Source organism: Proteiniclasticum ruminis, from assembly GCF_900115135.1.
Taxonomy (GTDB): domain Bacteria; phylum Bacillota; class Clostridia; order Clostridiales; family Clostridiaceae; genus Proteiniclasticum; species Proteiniclasticum ruminis_A.
In genome coordinates this window covers 26,080-45,135 of record NZ_FOVK01000008.1, presented here as the reverse complement: position 1 = coordinate 45,135, position 19,056 = coordinate 26,080, and the positions used below count along the sequence as shown (strand labels likewise).

Sequence of the window (19,056 nt, the reverse complement as noted above, 5' to 3'; positions counted from 1 at the left end):
TACACTGCCCTATTCCTCTGTATCAAAATGATAAAAATCCAGATCTTTGCGGTAAGTTTTCTCTGTAAAATCTGACATCATCTCATGAAAGCTTCTCTTCTGCTTTTTCAAGCCTAAAGTTCTTCTGCTGACAATGACATGAAAATATTTTTCTTTCACATAGAGATGAAGATGTGCGGTTCGTTTTCTAAGAATCCGATCGGCAGGCTCGCATGACTCTATCTCCTCAAAAGAAAGTGGATATACAGCTTTAACCTTTGTCTGCCACTTATTAAACACATACAGCGTATAACCTCTTTCATCCAGAACCACAAACCCGGTGTCATTCAGAAAGCCTGAGGTGCCGCTCCAGAAAGCCACGGATAGAATAAACAGTATATTGAAAAGCCTGATCTCTGAAAACAGCACATAGAGGATGAAAAAAGCAAGTGCCATCCATCCTAGTATTTTCTTTCTCTTGGTCCAAAGAATCCGCTCATCATCCTCTACGCCATTGAGAATGATGAGATATAGTACTTTTTCCACCTTTGCAGAAGGATCCACAGCTCTGATGGCTTTTTCCACAGACTTATCCCGCAATATAAACATAGGTTACTCCTCCACGATGTCTTATTTGAATAATACTTATTGTCACTATCTAGTATGCACAATTTTACTCCATAGGACAATGCTTTTTCTGACGCCTTATGAGTATATGACTGTGGTGGATTCTAGTCCGTCAAAAAGTACCGGACCATGATGGCGCCAAACCCCAGCACTAAAAACATCAGCACATACACAAGCCACAGCTCCGCGGATCCAATGCCGCTGCCTCCCTGATTTCCAGACTCTCCTACAAGAAGAGACTCTGTGATGTCTTCTCCCGTCTCATCGTAAAAAGACACATCTGTAAGGTGATAATTGTATAACTCCTGATTTTCACTTTTCTTCAGCTCCTCCACCAGAGCCTCTAAAGAAAAGACTTCCAGAAACTGCAGGTTTTTCACAGGAAATGTAAGGGTCCTCTCTACTCTCTCATCCGATGCCCATCCTGGTGACTTATACGCACTGAACTCCAGCCCGTACCGTGCAATGTCTTTGGAAAGACTGTATCCGCTGACAACCACCTTTTTTTCTTCCTGATTTTCCCAGTTAAAAGTCTGGATCACAGAGCTGTAGGCTGAAGTTCTTAGATCTGCCCGGATGATCCGATACTTTCCATTGATCCCCTTCTCAAATTCTGCAACGCCGTTTCTCGTCTCTCTCTTCAGATCCTTAAAAGAAACAAGAAGTGCTCCAGCCTCAAGACGCAGGGTCTCCAGGGCATACCCTTCAAACTCTTCTTCAAAAGGAGAGACATAGTCCGTCACCGCTTTGGACAACTCCCCTTGATCCAAGGTGTATCTGAATTCATAGCTGTAGATGCCAAAAGCAATAACTAGCGCAAAAAGTGCACTCAGCACTGCGCCAAGAAGCTTTGTTTTCTTCACTTTTTTTAAAAAATTCAGTTCTCTTTCTGGCGCTTTCTCCATATGCTCCATCTCATGAGAGAGATTCTCCGCTTTTTTTCTGCAGGATGCACAGCCTTTCAGATGCCCCTCCATAAATTCATTGGTTTCTTCCCTTGTGAGCTCCTCCAGAAAACTTGGGAGCAGATCTTCCACAATGCTGCACTCTATCTTACTTTTCATTTGTTTCCACCTCCATGATCTTCTGCTTTCCTCGGTAAAAAGTTACACGCGCCCAGTTTTCTGTGCGTCCAAGAATCTCTCCAATCTCTCTGAAACTCAGATCCCCAGAAAGCCTTAACTGCATGACCTCCCGTGTCTTCTCCTCAAGCTTTTCGATTCTTTCGTAAAGAATCTTTTTCTCTTCTCTTTCCAGCATTACCTTCTCTGTCTCTTCCCCCGATGCCAGAGTATCCATAATCTCTTCCAGAGGTTCCGGCTTATACAGGTTTCTTCTTTTTGCTTCCTTATACCAAAGATGCTTTGCAATCTGGCAGAGCCAGACAGAGACCTTGCAGTCCCCACGAAAATCCTTGTAGCTTTTCACCGCCTGATAGAAGGTTTCCTGGGTCAGATCCTCGGACAGATCTGCGCTGCCTGAAAGCACATACAGGTATTTATATACCGTCTGAAAATATTCTTCATAAAGCTTTCCTACGTCTTTCACCTTCCACCTCCTGTTACTGATATGAGTATATAGACGCCGTTTCGTTACAGAATCTCAAAAGTTTTTTCACCCCAACCCCTACTGCCTTTTGATTCATTTAAAGATATCGGGTGGGAACCCTCTAAAGGTAGCGTACCATATCCTCAAAAGCCTTGCCATGAATCCTTTTTTTCTAAAAATAAAAACAAGGCAGTGGTCACATCATGCTTCCACTGCCTCTCATATATAGTTCTACTTTTCTTCTTCCTCTTTCTTCCAGGCAAGATACTGCTCTCTGCCCAGTTCATAAAGATCATTTCCCTTACTGTCAATGATGACCGTCACAGGGAAGTCTTTCACTTCCAATCTTCGGATGGCCTCAGGTCCCAGTTCCTCGTAGGCGATGGTTTCCTGGGCCAGAATGGTCTTTTTGATGAGAGCCCCTGCACCACCGATGGCGGCAAAGTAAATGGCCCCATGCTCCACCATTTTTCTCTTCACTTCCACATTTCTCTTTCCCTTGCCAATCATCCCCATGAGTCCCAAATCGAGAAGTCTTGGGGTATAAGCATCCATTCGAAGACTGGTGGTAGGTCCCGCAGATCCAATAACTTCTCCTTCTCTTGTGGGGGTGGGTCCTACATAATAGATCACTGCTCCCTCAATGTCAAAGGGCAGCGCTTCTCCTTTATCCAAACGCTCCATGAGCTTTTTATGGGCTGCATCTCTAGCGGCATAGATGGTTCCTGATAAAAGCACATTGTCTCCAGGCTTCAGGTGCATGACCTTTTCTCTTGTTAGTGGCGTTGTCAGTTTAATCTCCATTATAAGGTCACCTCCTTATGACGGGTGGCATGACAGTTGATGTTCACAGCCACAGGCAGTCCTGCGATGTGGGTCGGGAAATACTCGATGGCCACCTTCAGTGCTGTGGTCTCTCCCCCAAAGCCCTGGGGTCCGATGCCCATGGCATTGATGGTTTGAAGAAGCTCTTTTTCCATCTCCGCATAGTAAGGATTCTCGTTGTAGTCTTCCAGCCTTCTCATGAGCGCCTTCTTCGCCAGATAGGTCACCTTGTCAAAGGTGCCCCCAATACCAACGCCAACCACCATAGGTGGACACGCATTGGGTCCAGCCAGCTCCACGGTCTCTAGGATAAACTGCTTGACTCCTTCGACTCCTTCAGAGGGCTTCAGCATCTTCAAGCGGGACATGTTCTCAGAACCAAATCCTTTTGGCGCCACCATGATTTTCAAGGCATCTCCTGCCACCAGCTCATAGTGGATGACCCCTGGGGTATTGTCTCCCGTATTCTTTCGGTTTAAAGGATCTCCCACCACGGATTTGCGAAGAAGCCCTTCTTCATAGCCCTCCCGGATTCCCTGGTTTATGGCATCCTCCAGCAGTCCATTTTCAATGTGGACTTCCTGTCCCATTTCCACAAAGACCACCACCATGCCGGTGTCCTGACACATGGGTACCATATCTCTTTCAGCGATTTCCGCATTTTCGATGATCATCCCCAAGGTATTGGTGGCCAGGATCCACTTTTCCTTTTTCTTCTGCTCTCGAAGGGAGGTCATGACATCCTCGGGCAGGAAGTAATTGGCATCCATGACCAGTTTCTTGACCTCTTCCGTGACCTTTCTCGCATCAATTATTTTCATTTCGTATCCACCTTTATCTCATTCATCGATCCAAACAAGAAATGCCGCACTTCCTACATTCCATAGCTTGTGCGGCATACTTTCCTATCTACTGATTCTGTCTTCTTTTGGCCAGGGCCAGCACTCTGTTCATTTCGTTGTTGACGATCATGAAGCCTTCATCCACGCCCATACCAGGCTTTGCCAGCACCTGCTTGGCTCCGCAGGCCATACCGATGTTGGTGCAGACCTCTGCACTTCTGTTGGTCTCATTGCAGGTTCCGCCAAGATAGGCGCCAATGCCTTTTTCCTTGCAGTACAGGATGGCTTCAATGGAGTTGTTCACGCCGCCAAGATCCGGGGTCTTCACCTGAATCATATGACCTGCCTTATTGTCCGCGAAGTACACCACGTCATCATAGGTGTTGCACCACTCATCTGCCACCAGCTCCACATTGATGTTTCGATCATCAAGGATCTTAGTGAGGTCACGAAGCGCTTCCATCTGTTTGGTTCTTTCACCCACATCCATGGGTCCTTCGATACGAAGAAGAAATGGCTTTGCAGCCTCTTCCAGTGTCTTGAGATACTCTGCCATCTTCTCCAGGTCCTGGTTGAAGATTCTTCCGATGGTGCCATAAACATCCACATGGAAGATTGGGGTATAGTCTTCTGTCATCTTATACTGAAGCACTCTATTTCTCATCCAGGTGATGTAGTTTAAAAGGATTTCTCCGTTTTCACCAAGCTTTTCCTTCACATTGTTGATCAGGGCATGAGGCATGACGTCTGTGCCCTTGATGATCATCTTGTCCACATTGTTATACCTGTCGTCTCCACTCTGGGCAAAGATCGGTACACGGCTTAGTGTTACCCCTGTCTCATATTCCTTCTGAACAATCTCAGCCATGGTGACTCTGTTGCACTTGGCTGCCGCATCCAGAAGCGCCTGGGTCATCCCATAACGGATGGCGGTATGCAGTCTTTTCCCTTCATGGGACAGGCTGTCGATCTCATCTGCCAGAGGCTTGAACGAAGAGGCATCTTTCCCAATGAGATGCTTCTTTGCTATGTCTTCAATGACTGGAATAAAGTCCTTTGCAATGAAAAGAGGATCTCTTCCGCCTGCACCGGAGTACTGAACTGCAGCGCAGTCTCCATGAGCGATTTCTCCATTTTCCAGAATCAGCATCACAGAGATGCTCTCTCCAGGAACTCTGATGGAAGTGAAGCCCTCCGTCTCTGGTTCTCCCACATACATAAACCCGTCATGACCTGCACCATTCACAATGGCCTTCTGGTCATCAAAATAAAACCCGGTTCTGCCTTCTGAACACACCACATCAATAATCTTCATTTTACTTCTTTTCCTCCGGTCTGCCGATGAGATTTCCCTTACCAACGGCAAAAATATCGTCTACGGTCATCTGGAAAGTCACGTCTCTATTTTCAAAGCGTCCTCTCTCCATGAGTTTTTCTTTGTTGAAATCTATGAGATCCTGGGTGAAAGGAAGATTTCCTGGCATCAGGTATCTTACCGCTCCCTGGTTGTCTCTGGCAGGCATCATCTTTCCAGCGTTATACTTGCTTGGCGCAAATGGAATGTCCACAATGCCCAACTTGAATGCTTCCACCGTACCTCTGGCAAAGTCTCCCTTGCCCACTTCATACACACTGTCCAGCATGCACTTGGTTTCTGCCTTGATGATCCTGATTTCCATTTCCAGCTCCTTGCTCATGGGCATTCTCTGTCCCCGGAGCATGTTGAGGGTCATCTTGGTGTCTCTGATGCCCTGAGCGTTGGCTTCCATGGTTGGAATACCTAATGCTTCATGAGGCGTTTTTACGATAACCTTGGTGGCTCCTGCCATGGCTGCAGTGGCTGCGCCGAGAGAGATGACGCCAAAAGCCTTGGCTTCATCTGCTGGGAACCCGCCCATCCACTGATGGAATACTGTGGTGACAAACACATCGTTGTATCCGAATCTTTTCAGATATTCTTCTGTCTGCTCTTCCAGGGCACGGATGGCGGCCACGTCCTGGATGATGTTTCCACACTGTCCATAGCCTACGGTGATGTTCTTCACGCCCTGCTCTGCTGCAAGAAGCGCTTCCAGAATCGCCACAGTGTTGGAGATGGAAGGGGGCACCAAGGTCCCGGTCAGTGGTCCGAAAGGCTCACGGTTCAGTTCTATCCCCTGCTCCTGATACCATCCGGTGAGTCTGTCGCAGTACTGCCAGTCTCTGATGGTTCTTTCCATGGATACGCTCTTGGCGTAGGGAATGTTATAGCTGATGCCGCCGCCTTCATTGGAAGTCCATCCGGAAGCGGTGATGATTTCACTTAAAAGCCTTGCGTCCGGTGTGCCATGTCTTGCCTGGATGGGGTTCTTGATGGACTCATAGACTTCTCTGCAGCCTTTGACCCCATGATTCACCGCTGGGAATCCATTGAGAAGAGATCTTCCCGCCTTGATGGATTCGTCGATGCCCACCTGGCATTCATTATAGCGGTTCTGTCTGGTGTAGGAATCGATGGTGGAGGGCAGAAGATCTGCGCCACCTTCCTCTTCCAGGTAGTTTAACAGCTTGATGTGTTCACTGATGAGTGCCACACCTGCTCTTGGCTGAGCCAGGGTCACCCCTTCTTCCTTGGCTTTTCTGAGCTTTTTGGCAAAGTTCTTCTCATCAGGTACTTTCTTCAGATATTCTACAGCTTCTGTCAGGTCCACATCTTTTCCTGTGGGCCAGTGGGTGAGAATCTCTTCCCGGATCTTAAAAAATTGCTCTTCTGAGAGTTTTTTGTTTTGCAGGTCCATTTTTTTCTCCTAACATTTCACAACATATTTTTTCAGCATTCGTAAGGCTTTTTCCTCGTCCACCATGGCCAGTAGTCCAAGGGCGGAGAGTACATATTTTTCATCAATGAGATACTTCGGATGTCTTGGCTTCAGTGAATCCAGATCTTCCTCATGGAACAGTCCCGCTTTCAGGATCTCTTCCGGATTTCTGGAATTCACAATGACACCACCGGTGCCTACCAAATAAGGAAGCTCCATGAGATCCTTCCCTTCCTGGGAATACATCATCCCAAGAGGTGAATAGACTGGCGTCACAGTCCCCGCGTGACGTTTCATGGAGATGTCCACACAGATTTTCGCCATGACTTCATCAAACTGAAGCTCGTCTTCCGTGGAAGGCACAAAATCCGTATGCTCATTTCTGAAGGTGAACTCTTTCTCCACATCCATCTCTTCCAGGTGGCTGAGTTTATAACGTCTCAGATATCTTTTACCCGCCGCCTCATAAAGAGAAAGAGCGGAGTATCTCATCCCCAGGTCCCCTTCAACCGTTCTCTTTGCCACGGGCTCCTCCAGTCCTCTTAAGACCACAGAAGGCTTGCTTGGAGCTCCTTCACAAACGCTGTGCACATCTGTGGTGGCTCCTCCGATGTCCACTACTACAAGGTCGCCGATGCCATCTTCATGCTTTGTCCCCTGACTGAGCACTTCAGCAGCTTTAAGCACCGCTGCCGGTGTTGGCATCAGAATGCCACTAATCAGATCTTTGGCCTTGGACATTCCCTTGGCTTTCACAATATTTTCCATGAAAATATTCCGTATGGTCTCACGGGCAGGCTCCACGTTGATCTGATTGAGACTGGGCATCACATTTTCTGTGATGTGATAATTCATCTGCCCTTCAAATATCTCAATGATTTCATCGTTTGCGCTCTTGTTCCCCGCAACCACCACCGGAATCTTAATTTCCGCATCTTTCAGCATCCTGGCATTATGGATGATGACGTCTGTATTTCCTCCATCGGTTCCTCCTGCAAGAAGAATCATGTCTGCCTTGGCATTCTTGATTCTCTTCACTTCACTCTGGTTCAGTTTGAAACTGAATACATCTGTGACTCTGGCTCCTGCGCCCAACGCAGCTCTTTTGGCTGCTTCCATGGTCAGCTCAGGCACCAGGCCAATGGAGACAATTTTTAACCCGCCTGCAGCCGAAGAGCAGGCGAGTTTCTGTTCAAATTCTATATCATTGGGAAGATCGTTCATGAGCAGCTCAAAAGCTTTTCCGAACCCTTCCATCACGTCGGTCTCCACAGTCGTATATGATTTTGCAGTGGCCAGGATGAGGTCTTCCTCTTTGCTTACTGCTGTAAGCTTGGTGTAGGTGCTGCCAAAATCAATAAATAGATATGCTTTCATGGCGCATTATGCCCCTACCACAGCTTCAAGTAAACCCAAGTCTTCCTTCAGGTCATGAATGGCTGTCGCAACAGTGGTTCCAGGTGGATATACCCGGTCAAAGCCCATCTGCATGAATCTCTTCTTCACTTCCTGGAAGTCCTGCTTTCCTACTACGATGTTTCCACCGACATACAGCTTAATGCCAGAAAGTCCTGCTTCGTCACACTTTTCTCTCATGCCTCTGCAGTCAATTTCCCCGTGACCGTAGAGAGAAGAAACCATGATCACTTCTGCTCCCGTTTCAATGGCAGCATTGATGAAGTCTTCCTGTGGAGAAAGAACTCCAATATTCACCACATGAAATCCTGCTTCTGTAAGAGAATAGTCGAGGATCTTGTTTCCCACCGCGTGGCAGTCGGCTCCAATTACCCCTAGAACGATTGTCTTTTTACCCATATCTTTTTGTACACTCCTTATAAGTGAATGATTATTATCATTTTGTGTAGGCACTTTCTAAAATCAGTGTCATGATCCTGCAAGTTTTTCTTTCATGATTTTACGGCCTTCGACCTTCTTTACACTCTCATCATAGCACAGATTTTAATAGTTTCAAGAGGCCATTAAACCATGAAAACCCTTGTAAATTCAATGGTTCCATAATCATGCACCCCCTATTCCCCATGAGTGTTTGTCTCCGTTTCCAATCTGAATTCACATTTTCTCAAACTTTCATTTTAGGGGCAAATTGAATCAAATCTTGCATAAAACGATTCCATTCTGCAATTACAACCGCCAACTTATTCAGAGAGGTGGTTCATAAATATACTTCTCTTTATGCACTTTTTGTATAAATATTCACAAAAAATCCGAAAAAATATTTTTGATACCCTTTACATTCTTAATATTTTCTGAAGACGACGGATTTTATCTCCCATTCTTCTTTCCAGATTCCTGTGATAGAATGATATCAAAAGTAGAAAGGAGCAACGAGCATGAAAGAGATTTCAATCCATGAACTGGATGGTTTTTATATCGGCAATGCAGAGGATCAGGAGGGAGGAACCGGATGCACTGTGATTCTCTCCCCTGAAGGCGCAACTCCTGGGGTGGATGTGAGAGGAGGGGCTCCTGGTACCAGAGAGACGGATCTCATCGCTTCAGAAGAGATGGTGGACAAAGTACACGGACTTCTTCTTGCAGGCGGCAGTGCCTTTGGACTGGATGCCGCTTCAGGGGTCATGACTTTTCTAGAAGAGAAAGGCATCGGATTCGATACAGGTTTTGCAAAGGTGCCCATCGTACCCGGGGCAGTTCTTTATGACCTGGGTTATAAAAACGCAAAAAAAAGACCGGACTCTGCCATGGGTTTAAAGGCAGCAGAGAGCGCCATGGAGAGAAACTACAGGGATGGCAGTTTCGGCGCTGGAACAGGTGCTACTGTGGGTAAAATACTGGGACCAGAGGCTTCTATGAAGTCCGGCATTGGATCCTTTGCTGTTTCCCTGGGAGACTTAAAAATTGGATGCATCATTGCCGTCAATGCCTTTGGCAGCATCTATGAAGGAGAAAAGATTTTAGCAGGCCCCTGCCAGGGTGATGTGCTTCTTCATACAGAGGAACTTCTTTATAAGGGGTATGCTGCAAGTTTCAAAGGGAACACCACCATCGGATGCATCCTAACAAATGCAAATCTCACCAAGAGCCAGGCAAATAAAGCAGCTTCCATGGCACAAGATGGTATGGCAAGAGCCATCCGTCCTATCCACACCATGGTGGATGGAGATACACTCTTTGTACTTGGAAGTGGAGAGGTTTCCTGTGATGTCACAGTGCTTGGCACAGCTGCTGCCCATGTGGTGGAAAAGGCCATTCATCAGGCCGTAAAAAGCGCCTCCTGCAGTATATTAAAAAGCGTTTCCAGTGTTGGACATGTATAATATGCTCATAGGATGAATCATCGATTACCGAGAAAAAATAAAGAGCTGGGATCTCACTCACGATCTCAGCTCTTTTCTATACTTATTTTTCATCGGAACAATGAACATCAGGGGTGTACTTTAGCGTTCCGCGAAAAGTCTCTTAATCTCTTTCTTGAATTCCGGACACAACATCAGCCATATTCTTCGCATGATCTCCCACACGCTCCAGATTCGAAATGACATCCAGGAACAGAATGCTCGACAGAGCTTTGAATCTTCCCTGCTGCAGTCTCCTGATGTGGCTCTGACGGAACTCTTTCTGAAGGGCATCAATCTTTCTTTCCACCGCTTCAATCTTCATGGCATAATTCTTGTCATTCTCTTTATAACATCCAATGGCGATATTCATGGCATTCTCTGTTTCTGCAAAAATCGCACGAAGCTCTTCAGCACCCTCTGGTGTAAGGTCCGCTTCCTTTTTCTTTTTCTCTATGGCCAGTTCAAGAATATTTTCCGCATGGTCTCCCACTCTTTCAATGTCATTGATCACATGATAAGTGTTCCCGATTCTTCTGAATTCTTCTATGTTGATTTCTGTTGCAGAAAGCTCCACCAAAAAGTTCGTGATGATTTCTGTTACTTCATTGATTCTTTCTTCATTCTTCATGATTTCATCTTCATGAGTCAGGTCTCCGGTGAGAAAAGCCTCTGTAGCCAAATGAACATTTTTCTTGGCAAGTTCAGCCAGTTTTACGGTTTCAAGCACTACCTGACCTTCTGCAATGGTTGGCGTCTGAAGCAGTCTTCTATCCAGAATTTCATTATCCATTTTCACTTCATCCCCTACAATCCTATTAGCCATGGTGATGAGTACATTTCTGAAAGGAAGAAGAATGAGGGTGTTGGACAGGTTAAAGAACAGATGGATAAAGGAAATCTGATACTTCACGCTTTCTGGAGAAATTCTTGTGACAATAGAGATGAGCAGTCCTCCGAGCGGCAGGAAAATCAGTGTTCCTATGACATTAAACAGAAGATGGATCACAGCAGCCTTCTTCGCTGTTTTGTTAGCTGTAATGGAAGAAAGCAGCGCAGTGATACATGTACCGATGTTGGCTCCGAGAATTATTGGAAACGCAATCTGAATGGTGATATTTCCCGTATTGGTCAGCGCCACCAGAATACCCGTTGTTGCCGAACTTGACTGTATGATCAGGGTGATACCAAGCCCTACCAGCAGACCAAGATACCACTGGTTGCCAAGACTTACAATGAGCTCCCTGAACATTTTAGAGTCTCTTAGAGGATACATGGCATCACTCATAAGACTCATACCAAGCATCATAATACCAAAACCAAGTGCAATAGATGCGATATCTTTTCTCTTTTTGGCCTTGCTAAAAAGCATCAGAATAGAACCGAAAAATAAAAATACTGGTATGATGGCATCTACATTCAAGGACACAAGAAATGCTGTCACCGTGGTTCCAATATTGGCTCCCATGATGATTCCTGTAGCCTGAACCAGGTTGAGAAGTCCTGAGTTCACAAACCCAACCACCATGACCGTGGTCGCAGAACTGGACTGAATGAGCATGGTGACAAAGGTACCTACAAGAACTGCTTTAAAAGGGCTGGACGTGACTTTTTCAAGAATGAACTTCAATCTGCTTCCCGCTGCATTCTCCAGTCCGTCTCCCATCATTTTCATACCATATAAGAACAAACCAAGCCCACCTAAGAGCGCGATGATCATTACTGTATCCACTATGCTTCCTCCAAAATTTTATACTTTTTATGAATCCTAAGTCATTCTACTCCAATGCAAATCATTTGAAAAGAGCGTTCCTTCTCATTTAACAAAGACTTAACCCATCTCTTCTTGTGGCTATAACAAAAGAAAGCATCCCGGACATAACGTCCGAAATGCTTCCTGAAAATTTTGTATGATTAATCTCTTTCTTTGATTTCTGCAATGGTATCAGCAATGTTCTTTGCGTGGTCTCCCACTCTTTCCAGATTGGAGATGAGATCCAAGAACAGAATTCCTGCCAGAGCACTGCATCGACCCGCATTGAGTCTTCTGATGTGTGCATCTCGGTATTCTTTCTGCAGTTCATCAATTCTCTTTTCTGTCTGCTCTATACTTACAGCCTTTTGCTTGTCATTGTTCTTATAGCTTTCAATGGCTATGTCCATGGCAAGATTCGTATAATTGTAGATGTTTTTCAGTTCTTCCACACCTTCTGGTGTGATCTCCACATTCTTTCTGCTTCTTTCTTCTGCAAGCTCCATGATGTTCTCAGCATGATCCCCGATACGCTCAATATCGTTAAGCACATGATACGTATCTCCCACCCGTGCAAACTCATTGATGTCAATATCACTTCCAGAAAGTTCTACAAGAAAGTTTGTGATGATTTCTGTTACTTCATTAATTCTAGCTTCATTTTTATAAACTAAATCATGATCTTTCTGATCATTATATATAAATGCATCTGTGGCAAGCTTCAAGTTTTCTTTCGCAAGCTCAGCAAGCTTAACTGTTTCGAGAATAACCTGACCTTCTGCGATACTTGGTGTTTGAAGAAGTCTTCTGTCCAGAATTTCCTGAGCCTTGTCTTCTTCCTCTCCAACTACTTTATTGGCTATGAGAATCAGAAGTCCTGCAAACGGCAGAAGTGCTAGCGTATTGGACACGTTAAAAATTAAATGTATAAAAGAAATCTGAAGTTTGATGCTTTCTGGTGCCAAGTAAGTAACTACGTTGATCAGATATTTGCCAAGCGGCAAGAATAGGACGGCTCCCATGATATTGAAGAGCAAATGGATCACAGCTGCTTTCTTTGCCATTTTATTCGCCGTAATAGAGGACAGCAAAGCCGTGATACAGGTACCAATGTTGGCACCTAAGATCAAAGGAAATGCAGCCTGAATACTGATTCCGCCTGTCGAAGTAAGTGCAACCAACAGTCCTGTGGTCGCAGAGCTCGACTGAACCAGCATCGTAATTCCTAATCCAAGAAGGATACCTAAATACCACTGAGTACCTACAGTCAGAATGAGATCCTTAAACACTTGTGAGTCTCTCAGAGGATACATGGCTTCACTCATGAGCTCCATACCCAGCATGAGAATACCGAATCCCAAAAGGATACTAGCCAGATCTCTTCTTCTCTTTGCCCTGGTAAACAAATACAGGAATGACCCTAGAAAAATGAGTATAGGGACAATGGCATCAATATTCATAGAAACAAGAAACGCAGTTGTTGTTGTTCCGATATTTGCACCCATGATCAATCCAGTTGCCTGGACCAGATTCAGGAGACCTGAGTTTACAAAGCCAATTACCATGACTGTGGTAGCCGAACTGGATTGCATGAGAATTGTTACTACAGTACCGATCAGCACAGAACTGATTGGATTTGCTGTTACCTTGTTGAGTATAAACTTCAGCTTGGAACCCGCCGCATTCTCAAGACCATCTCCCATCATTTTCATACCATACAGGAAAAGTCCCAGACCACCCAAGAGTCCTATGATCATAGCAATATTCAAAAGAATGTACCTCCCACTCGAGATTTCATATATTTCCTAGTCTATAATACCGCTAAATAAGAGCACTGTTAACTCTATGTTACAAGTTTTAACATAGAATTAACCTGGAAAACAGACTGATAATTTTATGTTCAAGTCTTTTGAAAATGGAAACATTGAAACATTTACATTTTTCTAAGTGTAAGCTTACTATCCCAACCTTAGACAACCAATTCCTTTGCTCAGAGCCAGGATATTCCGACTCCATTCATCGTACAAGTTCTTCAATCCTATCCGTATTCCGTTCCAGGAAATGAAGCACATTTCCTGCATCCTGAGCTCGTTTCTCATCTTCCACAGAGAGAAAATACACAATGAAAAGATACTCGATGCTTTTCATCACAACAACCACAGCATCCCGCTCGTCTTTTAGGAGTGGATTCACTTCATTATACCCATTTATCACTTGGGGAAGAATCTCAAACCACTTCTTTTCTTCCAGAAAATGGCTGTCCTCTTTGATCAGCAGTCCCAGCATAAAATAACATAAATCAAAAATACGGATGTTGCTCTGACTGAGATCAAAATCAATATATCCGGAGAACTCCCCCTCATAGAAAAGGAAGTTGCCCAGATGGACATCTCTATGAATCAGCTGTTTCGGAAGCTTACTGTAAAGTTCTTCCAGACGTGTGAGTACCTTCTGAAACTCTTCTTTATTCACATAGGACGGGTTGAATTTCTCCACCCCTTCCTGAATCCACCCACTCATTTCTTCCAGCAGACTGTTCTGCCAGAAACTCATGGCATGATCACAAATCTCAAAAGCTCTGTGAAGCTTTCCCAGAATACGGCCAAACTCCACAAAGAAGGGCTTCTCCAGCATTTCTGAGTTCACCAGACTTCGCCCACGTAGACGTCCAGTAAGAAGATACATTGCTTCTGCAGTTTCTACATACCAGCTTCCCTTTCGGGTTTGTACCACTTCAGGAACCGGAAGGTTTTGTTCTTTAAGAACTCTCAGGAATGTCAAGTTTCTTTTCAGAGTACTTCGTTCTGTGTATTCTTTCAGCACGTATTGCTCCCCAATGCCCCAAGTAGTATGATGCATGGCCACTGGGACTTCATCAAGATTCCATTCCTTCAACACATCTTGGATTACTTCTCTCTTCTCTTCCATTTTCCTTTTCTCCTCCAGGATGATTCTTCTTATGCTTTTTTCCGAAAGATGAAACTTCTCCGCAATCCGTCCAAAGGATATGCCTTCTAGAAATTTCCCGTAAATCTCTCGATTGCGTAGTGCAAGTTCCTTCTTTATATAGGTGCTGTCTCCCCAGTTTTTTTTCGAGCCACTTTTCTTGGGGATATATAGATAAAGTCCTTGGGTATAATTCTGAATCTCCTCAAACAGTTTTTCTGGAAGCACATCTCTACCATTCACGTATTTCATCAATTCCACCTCTTAGACAGCTTATCACAGATACTGCAGAGAATCATGCCCATTCTTATTTCTGTGCAGTCCATGAGAACAGCAGGTACATTTTTCATCATCGTCCGAAGGATCTTGTTTATGAGCAGCAAAAAACCTTCCAGCATAGCTGAAAGGTTTTGAATAAACAAATATTCGTCTGTATTATCTCTTGGAGAACTGTGGGCTTCTACGAGCCTTCTTCAGACCATACTTCTTTCTTTCCTTCATTCTTGGATCTCTTGTCAGGAATCCAGCCTTCTTCAGCTCGCCTCTAAGGGTCTCATCAGCCTTCAGAAGTGCTCTGGAGATACCATGTCTGATTGCTCCAGCCTGTCCGGAAAGTCCACCACCGTGTACATTTACAAGAACGTCATATGCGCTCTTTGTGTTTGTAAGAACAAGTGGCTGATTAACAACAAGAATCAGAGTCTCAAGACCGAAATAGTCCTTGATGTCTCTCTTGTTGATTGTAACTGCACCTGATCCAGGTACAAGTCTAACTCTTGCGATAGATTTCTTTCTTCTACCAGTTCCCATGTATTGAACTTTTGCCATTTTTATTTCCTCCTCCCGACTAGTACTTTAGCTCAAGAACTTCTGGGTTCTGAGCTGCGTGAGGATGATTTTCTCCTCTGTACACTTTAAGTTTCTTAGACTGGTTTCTTCCCAGTACTCCCTTAGGAAGCATTCTTCTGACTGCTTCGGAGAAGGCTAGTTCAGGCTTCTTTGCAAGTACTTCTCTGTAAGGAGTCTCCTTCAGTCCACCTGGGTACTTGGAATGGCTTCTCATCATCTTCTGATCCAGCTTCTTACCGGTAAGAACAACCTGCTCTGCATTGATGATGATGACAAAATCTCCCATGTCTACATTTGGTGTAAACTCTGGCTTGTTTTTTCCTCTTAGAATCAGTGCCACCTGGCTCGCTACTCTACCGAGAGGCTTTCCAGCAGCATCGATGACATACCATTTTGGCTGATATGATCCTGGCTTTGCTAAATATGACTTCATTTCTTTCCTCCCGAAACTCCACAATTGGGGTTCCTATTACTATTCTTTCTTAGGTTTTACTCCATTGCGTGATCCGGGGCTAGTGGATCAGCACAAGTATTTTTACAAACATGAATATTATAGAACATCTTCCACTAGATGTCAATAATCCTGTTTTTCTGGTACCTAAACATTATACATGATACTTCCTTGGAAAGAAAGAGGTTTTCTCAGGTTTTAAAAGATTTTCCTAGTGAAATTTTTCTGCTCATTTCACCCCAAAAACCTTGGCTGCAAAGCCAATTGAAAACTCAGGATCTTATGGATTTCGGTAAGGCAATCTGAAAACATACCCCGCCTTCACGGTTTTTCACACTACAGGTCCCCCCTTGGGCTTGCACCGCCGCCCGAACAATGGCAAGTCCAAGCCCTGTGCCCCCATCTTCACGATTTCTTGAAGCATCCACCCGATAAAAGGGTGTCCATATCTTCTCTAGATGTTCTTCTGCTATGTTCATACCTTCATTATCCACCGCAATGATCACCTGGTCCTTGGTACTATAAAGAGATACTTTAATCGTTTCGCCTTGGGGTGTATGAGCTATGGCATTAGAGGCAAGGTTCGATACGATCTTATGTAAATTCTTGGGATCCCCCCTAAAGTGTCCCTCTTCCAAAGCCCATTGGAGCTTTATGTTTTTCTTCTCCACATGAAGGTTCAGAGAGAACCACACCTCTCTTATCAATGCAGCCAGATCCACCTCCTCCATGGATAAAGAAAGCCCTGACTCCAGCCTTGACAAATCCAATAAACTGCCCACAAGATTGGCCATGTTATCGCACTCCTCTAGCACAACATCCAAATACCCCTCTCTTTTTAAAGGTGCAATGTTCTCTTTTGCAGACTCCGCATGGGCTCGAAGAATGGCCAAGGGGGTTTTCAGTTCATGGGCCGCAGAACGGGTGAAGCTGCGTTCCCTTTCCAGCTCCTCCTCCACACGTTTTTTTGCTTGCTCAAAAGCCACCCCAAGAGTATTGAGCTCTTCAATGGGCCCATCCACTAGACTTCGCCCATCTTTCACATTTCTAGAAAGCTCCTCCACTGGTAAAGACACTTCTTTGGAGAGCTTGGCTGAAAGAATCACTAGGACAAAGATGGTGAGTGCTGCAGAACTTAGATAGAGCCCTCTTTCTTCTTTTAGTGCCGCAGGCAGAAAGTCCACATGAGCAGATACTCCTCGAAGAACCCCTTGATCATCAGAACTTCTACTTACGAATGTATCTCTATCTCCTACCCACTGACCTGGACTTTCCATTTCCTTATGGAGTATGTCCTGGGCTTCCCGAAAAGAGGACAAGCGTCTCTCCATATTTATCGGGCCATCTTTTCCATTACCCCCAAAAGGTGGGAGTAGTACACTCTGAACCCTTAGAAAAGCAAAGTCCCAAGTCTGCCCTGGACCTTCTGCCGCCGTTTCTACCATAGTTTCCACAGTATCTTCATTTGAAAAAATCTCTATTCTTTGCACCAAAATTTCATACCCAGGACGTTCTATACCTGTAACCCTTGCAAAAACTTCTTCTCCCTGGGCTGAAGAAGTTTCATTGTTGAAGGTGTAGCCCCATCCTTCACGATTGTGAGTGATCCACTGAGCCAAGTCCAGTTGTCCTTGATCATCTAGTCCTTCATCCAGAGTAAGTATCCACCTTTGACCCACCTCAGGCCCTTCAATATAGCCCCACCCCCAGGACAACTGACTTTCAGCATAGCCCTCTTTTACACGCATCACAAAGGACATTCCCCCGTCCATCTCACTCACTTGTCCTAAAGATAAACTACTTAGAAAATGACTCATTATGTGCTTTGCCTCCACACCAAGGTTATTTTCTAGATTTCTTTCATAGAATTCATTGTAAAATTCATCCATGCGACTTTGAGCACTCCCCATGTTCATGCGCACACGAGTTGCAATCTCATCTACACGATTATTGGTGATTAGCATCATGGTACCTACCCATAAAATCAGAAAAGTGATCGCCAGAGGCCTGAGCAATTGAAGTCGGAGCCTTCTAGGATGATTTTGATAAACTTTTTTCATCATGACTCCTCCTCCAACTTGTAACCCATCCTATACATGGTCTTGATCTGTCCTCCAGCAGAACCAAGAGCGAAGCGTAAACTACGAATCCGCACATCCACCGCCCGGTCCTCTCCCTGAAAATCCAATCCCCAAACTTTATCCAGCAGCTGTTCTCGACTCATCACTTGTCCTTTATTGCGCATGAAACAAACCAGCAGCTCATATTCCCTGGGTGAAAGCTTCACTTCCCCACCCAAAACCTTACATAAATGTCCTCGCGTATCCACAGAAATGGCTCCACAAGTTAAGACTCCTGATGGGTTCTCGCCATGTCCCCGACGTATAAGGGCTCTTGTTTTGGCCAGTAACACCGCCAAAGAAAAGGGCTTCGTCACATAATCATCTCCACCCAAGGCATAGCCTTTGAGGGTATCCTCTTCTGATCCCAGAGCTGTCAGAAACAAAATAGGAACTTTACTTTTCTTCCGGATTTCCTTACAGAGGGCAAATCCATCTAACCTAGGCATTAGAACATCTAAAATCATCACATCATATTCCTTGATTCTTATGCACTCCAGTGCTTCTACGCCATCTCGAGCCACATCACAAGTCATCTCATGGGCTGTGAAATAGTCTAAAATAATGTCTCTGATACGCCCTTCATCTTCTACCAATAATACTGTCTCTATAAGTCATCCCACCTTTCTCCTAAATAGTAGCAATACAATATGTCCTGAGGATGTTCATGAACTTTTCACTCTTCTTAGATTTCTTCCTAGTTCATCCCTTTAAAAGATACTCAACCTTGGGCACAGACTTTTACTTCATTAGTGCTCTTGACTTACCTATACTTAATAGTTAACAATCCTTCATGGTCATACACCTTTACTACCTGGCCATGCCCCAAAAGAATTTTCTGAGAAATACTCATCCTAAAAAATATGTTCAATTCACTTTTTTCGTATCTAGCCTATATCTTTTCATTAGTTCAATTCTACAAGGTTTTTATAGCTATCGTCAATTTCTCCAAGTTGAGAGAAGGCTTTTCAGAAAGGTTTTTCAGTAAGACTTTTCCGCTTCGT

At 44.7% G+C, this 19,056-nt stretch carries 17 protein-coding genes; 1 reads left to right on the top strand and 16 read right to left on the bottom strand.

Annotation, left to right across the window (positions count from 1 at the left end; genetic code table 11):
• Positions 1–9: 9 nt before the first annotated feature.
• From BM243_RS11115 to glmS, 9 genes are all read right to left on the bottom strand, one after another.
• Complete coding sequence (locus tag BM243_RS11115) at positions 10–588, bottom strand: hypothetical protein (protein WP_074912428.1); 579 nt, start codon at positions 586–588, stop codon at positions 10–12.
• 122 nt (positions 589–710) lie between these two features.
• Entirely contained in the window at positions 711–1,670 is a 960-nt protein-coding gene (locus BM243_RS11110; protein ID WP_074912427.1) for a zf-HC2 domain-containing protein, read from the bottom strand.
• Positions 1,660–2,154, bottom strand: a complete 495-nt coding sequence (locus BM243_RS11105; protein ID WP_074912426.1) for an RNA polymerase sigma factor — start codon at positions 2,152–2,154, stop codon at positions 1,660–1,662. Before BM243_RS11105 ends, BM243_RS11110 begins: the two co-directional genes overlap by 11 nt.
• Before the next feature lie 231 nt (positions 2,155–2,385).
• Positions 2,386–2,958 (bottom strand): Fe-S-containing hydro-lyase, encoded by a 573-nt coding sequence (locus tag BM243_RS11100; RefSeq protein ID WP_074912425.1) that lies wholly within the window; start codon positions 2,956–2,958, stop codon positions 2,386–2,388.
• Positions 2,958–3,800 (bottom strand): fumarate hydratase, encoded by an 843-nt coding sequence (locus BM243_RS11095; RefSeq protein ID WP_074912424.1) that lies wholly within the window; start codon positions 3,798–3,800, stop codon positions 2,958–2,960. The genes BM243_RS11100 and BM243_RS11095 overlap by 1 nt, the downstream gene beginning before the upstream one ends.
• An 88-nt stretch (positions 3,801–3,888) precedes the next feature.
• On the bottom strand, positions 3,889–5,136 hold the full coding sequence (locus tag BM243_RS11090) for a methylaspartate ammonia-lyase (protein WP_074912423.1): 1,248 nt from the start codon (positions 5,134–5,136) through the stop codon (positions 3,889–3,891).
• Position 5,137: 1 nt separating this feature from the next.
• Positions 5,138–6,598: a methylaspartate mutase subunit E gene (locus tag BM243_RS11085; protein ID WP_074912422.1), complete on the bottom strand. Its 1,461-nt coding sequence runs from the start codon at positions 6,596–6,598 to the stop codon at positions 5,138–5,140.
• A gap of 9 nt (positions 6,599–6,607) precedes the next feature.
• Positions 6,608–7,996 carry a methylaspartate mutase accessory protein GlmL gene (glmL, locus tag BM243_RS11080; RefSeq protein ID WP_074912421.1) on the bottom strand — a complete coding sequence of 463 codons (1,389 nt, stop codon included), beginning with the start codon at positions 7,994–7,996 and terminating at the stop codon, positions 6,608–6,610.
• A 6-nt stretch (positions 7,997–8,002) separates the two neighbouring features.
• Positions 8,003–8,434: a methylaspartate mutase subunit S gene (glmS, locus tag BM243_RS11075; protein WP_031577301.1), complete on the bottom strand. Its 432-nt coding sequence runs from the start codon at positions 8,432–8,434 to the stop codon at positions 8,003–8,005.
• Between the two features lie 536 nt (positions 8,435–8,970).
• On the opposite strand from glmS, the gene BM243_RS11070 reads away from it, so the two are divergent.
• Positions 8,971–9,915, top strand: a complete 945-nt coding sequence (locus BM243_RS11070; protein ID WP_074912420.1) for a P1 family peptidase — start codon at positions 8,971–8,973, stop codon at positions 9,913–9,915.
• Between the two features lie 142 nt (positions 9,916–10,057).
• Here the strand turns inward: BM243_RS11070 and BM243_RS11065 are convergent, their stop codons facing one another.
• The 7 genes from BM243_RS11065 to BM243_RS11035 all read right to left on the bottom strand — a co-directional run bounded on the left by BM243_RS11065 (position 10,058) and on the right by BM243_RS11035 (position 18,648).
• Positions 10,058–11,653, bottom strand: coding sequence for a Na/Pi cotransporter family protein (locus tag BM243_RS11065; RefSeq protein WP_074912484.1), 1,596 nt, complete (start codon positions 11,651–11,653; stop codon positions 10,058–10,060).
• 194 nt (positions 11,654–11,847) lie between these two features.
• Positions 11,848–13,443, bottom strand: a complete 1,596-nt coding sequence (locus BM243_RS11060) for a Na/Pi cotransporter family protein (RefSeq protein ID WP_074912483.1) — start codon at positions 13,441–13,443, stop codon at positions 11,848–11,850.
• A gap of 259 nt (positions 13,444–13,702) precedes the next feature.
• Positions 13,703–14,884 carry a CD3324 family protein gene (locus BM243_RS11055; protein WP_074912419.1) on the bottom strand — a complete coding sequence of 394 codons (1,182 nt, stop codon included), beginning with the start codon at positions 14,882–14,884 and terminating at the stop codon, positions 13,703–13,705.
• 183 nt (positions 14,885–15,067) lie between these two features.
• Positions 15,068–15,460 carry a 30S ribosomal protein S9 gene (rpsI, locus tag BM243_RS11050; RefSeq protein ID WP_031577305.1) on the bottom strand — a complete coding sequence of 131 codons (393 nt, stop codon included), beginning with the start codon at positions 15,458–15,460 and terminating at the stop codon, positions 15,068–15,070.
• A gap of 19 nt (positions 15,461–15,479) precedes the next feature.
• Positions 15,480–15,914: a 50S ribosomal protein L13 gene (rplM, locus tag BM243_RS11045; RefSeq protein WP_031577306.1), complete on the bottom strand. Its 435-nt coding sequence runs from the start codon at positions 15,912–15,914 to the stop codon at positions 15,480–15,482.
• Positions 15,915–16,204: 290 nt separating this feature from the next.
• A complete protein-coding gene (locus BM243_RS11040) occupies positions 16,205–17,995 on the bottom strand; it encodes a sensor histidine kinase (RefSeq protein WP_083422766.1) in 1,791 nt (596 codons plus the stop codon).
• Positions 17,992–18,648 (bottom strand): response regulator transcription factor, encoded by a 657-nt coding sequence (locus BM243_RS11035; RefSeq protein ID WP_242943546.1) that lies wholly within the window; start codon positions 18,646–18,648, stop codon positions 17,992–17,994. The genes BM243_RS11040 and BM243_RS11035 overlap by 4 nt, the downstream gene beginning before the upstream one ends.
• Positions 18,649–19,056: the final 408 nt, after the last annotated feature.

Coding starts and splice junctions, on each gene's coding strand:
- BM243_RS11115 (WP_074912428.1), bottom strand. CDS start 588: ATGTTTATATTGCGGGATAAGTCTGTGGAAAAAGCCATCAGAGCTGTG.
- BM243_RS11110 (WP_074912427.1), bottom strand. CDS start 1,670: ATGAAAAGTAAGATAGAGTGCAGCATTGTGGAAGATCTGCTCCCAAGT.
- BM243_RS11100 (WP_074912425.1), bottom strand. CDS start 2,958: ATGGAGATTAAACTGACAACGCCACTAACAAGAGAAAAGGTCATGCAC.
- BM243_RS11095 (WP_074912424.1), bottom strand. CDS start 3,800: ATGAAAATAATTGATGCGAGAAAGGTCACGGAAGAGGTCAAGAAACTG.
- BM243_RS11090 (WP_074912423.1), bottom strand. CDS start 5,136: ATGAAGATTATTGATGTGGTGTGTTCAGAAGGCAGAACCGGGTTTTAT.
- BM243_RS11085 (WP_074912422.1), bottom strand. CDS start 6,598: ATGGACCTGCAAAACAAAAAACTCTCAGAAGAGCAATTTTTTAAGATC.
- glmL (WP_074912421.1), bottom strand. CDS start 7,996: ATGAAAGCATATCTATTTATTGATTTTGGCAGCACCTACACCAAGCTT.
- glmS (WP_031577301.1), bottom strand. CDS start 8,434: ATGGGTAAAAAGACAATCGTTCTAGGGGTAATTGGAGCCGACTGCCAC.
- BM243_RS11070 (WP_074912420.1), top strand. CDS start 8,971: ATGAAAGAGATTTCAATCCATGAACTGGATGGTTTTTATATCGGCAAT.
- BM243_RS11065 (WP_074912484.1), bottom strand. CDS start 11,653: ATGATCATCGCGCTCTTAGGTGGGCTTGGTTTGTTCTTATATGGTATG.
- BM243_RS11060 (WP_074912483.1), bottom strand. CDS start 13,443: ATGATCATAGGACTCTTGGGTGGTCTGGGACTTTTCCTGTATGGTATG.
- BM243_RS11055 (WP_074912419.1), bottom strand. CDS start 14,884: ATGAAATACGTGAATGGTAGAGATGTGCTTCCAGAAAAACTGTTTGAG.
- rpsI (WP_031577305.1), bottom strand. CDS start 15,460: ATGGCAAAAGTTCAATACATGGGAACTGGTAGAAGAAAGAAATCTATC.
- rplM (WP_031577306.1), bottom strand. CDS start 15,914: ATGAAGTCATATTTAGCAAAGCCAGGATCATATCAGCCAAAATGGTAT.
- BM243_RS11040 (WP_083422766.1), bottom strand. CDS start 17,995: ATGATGAAAAAAGTTTATCAAAATCATCCTAGAAGGCTCCGACTTCAA.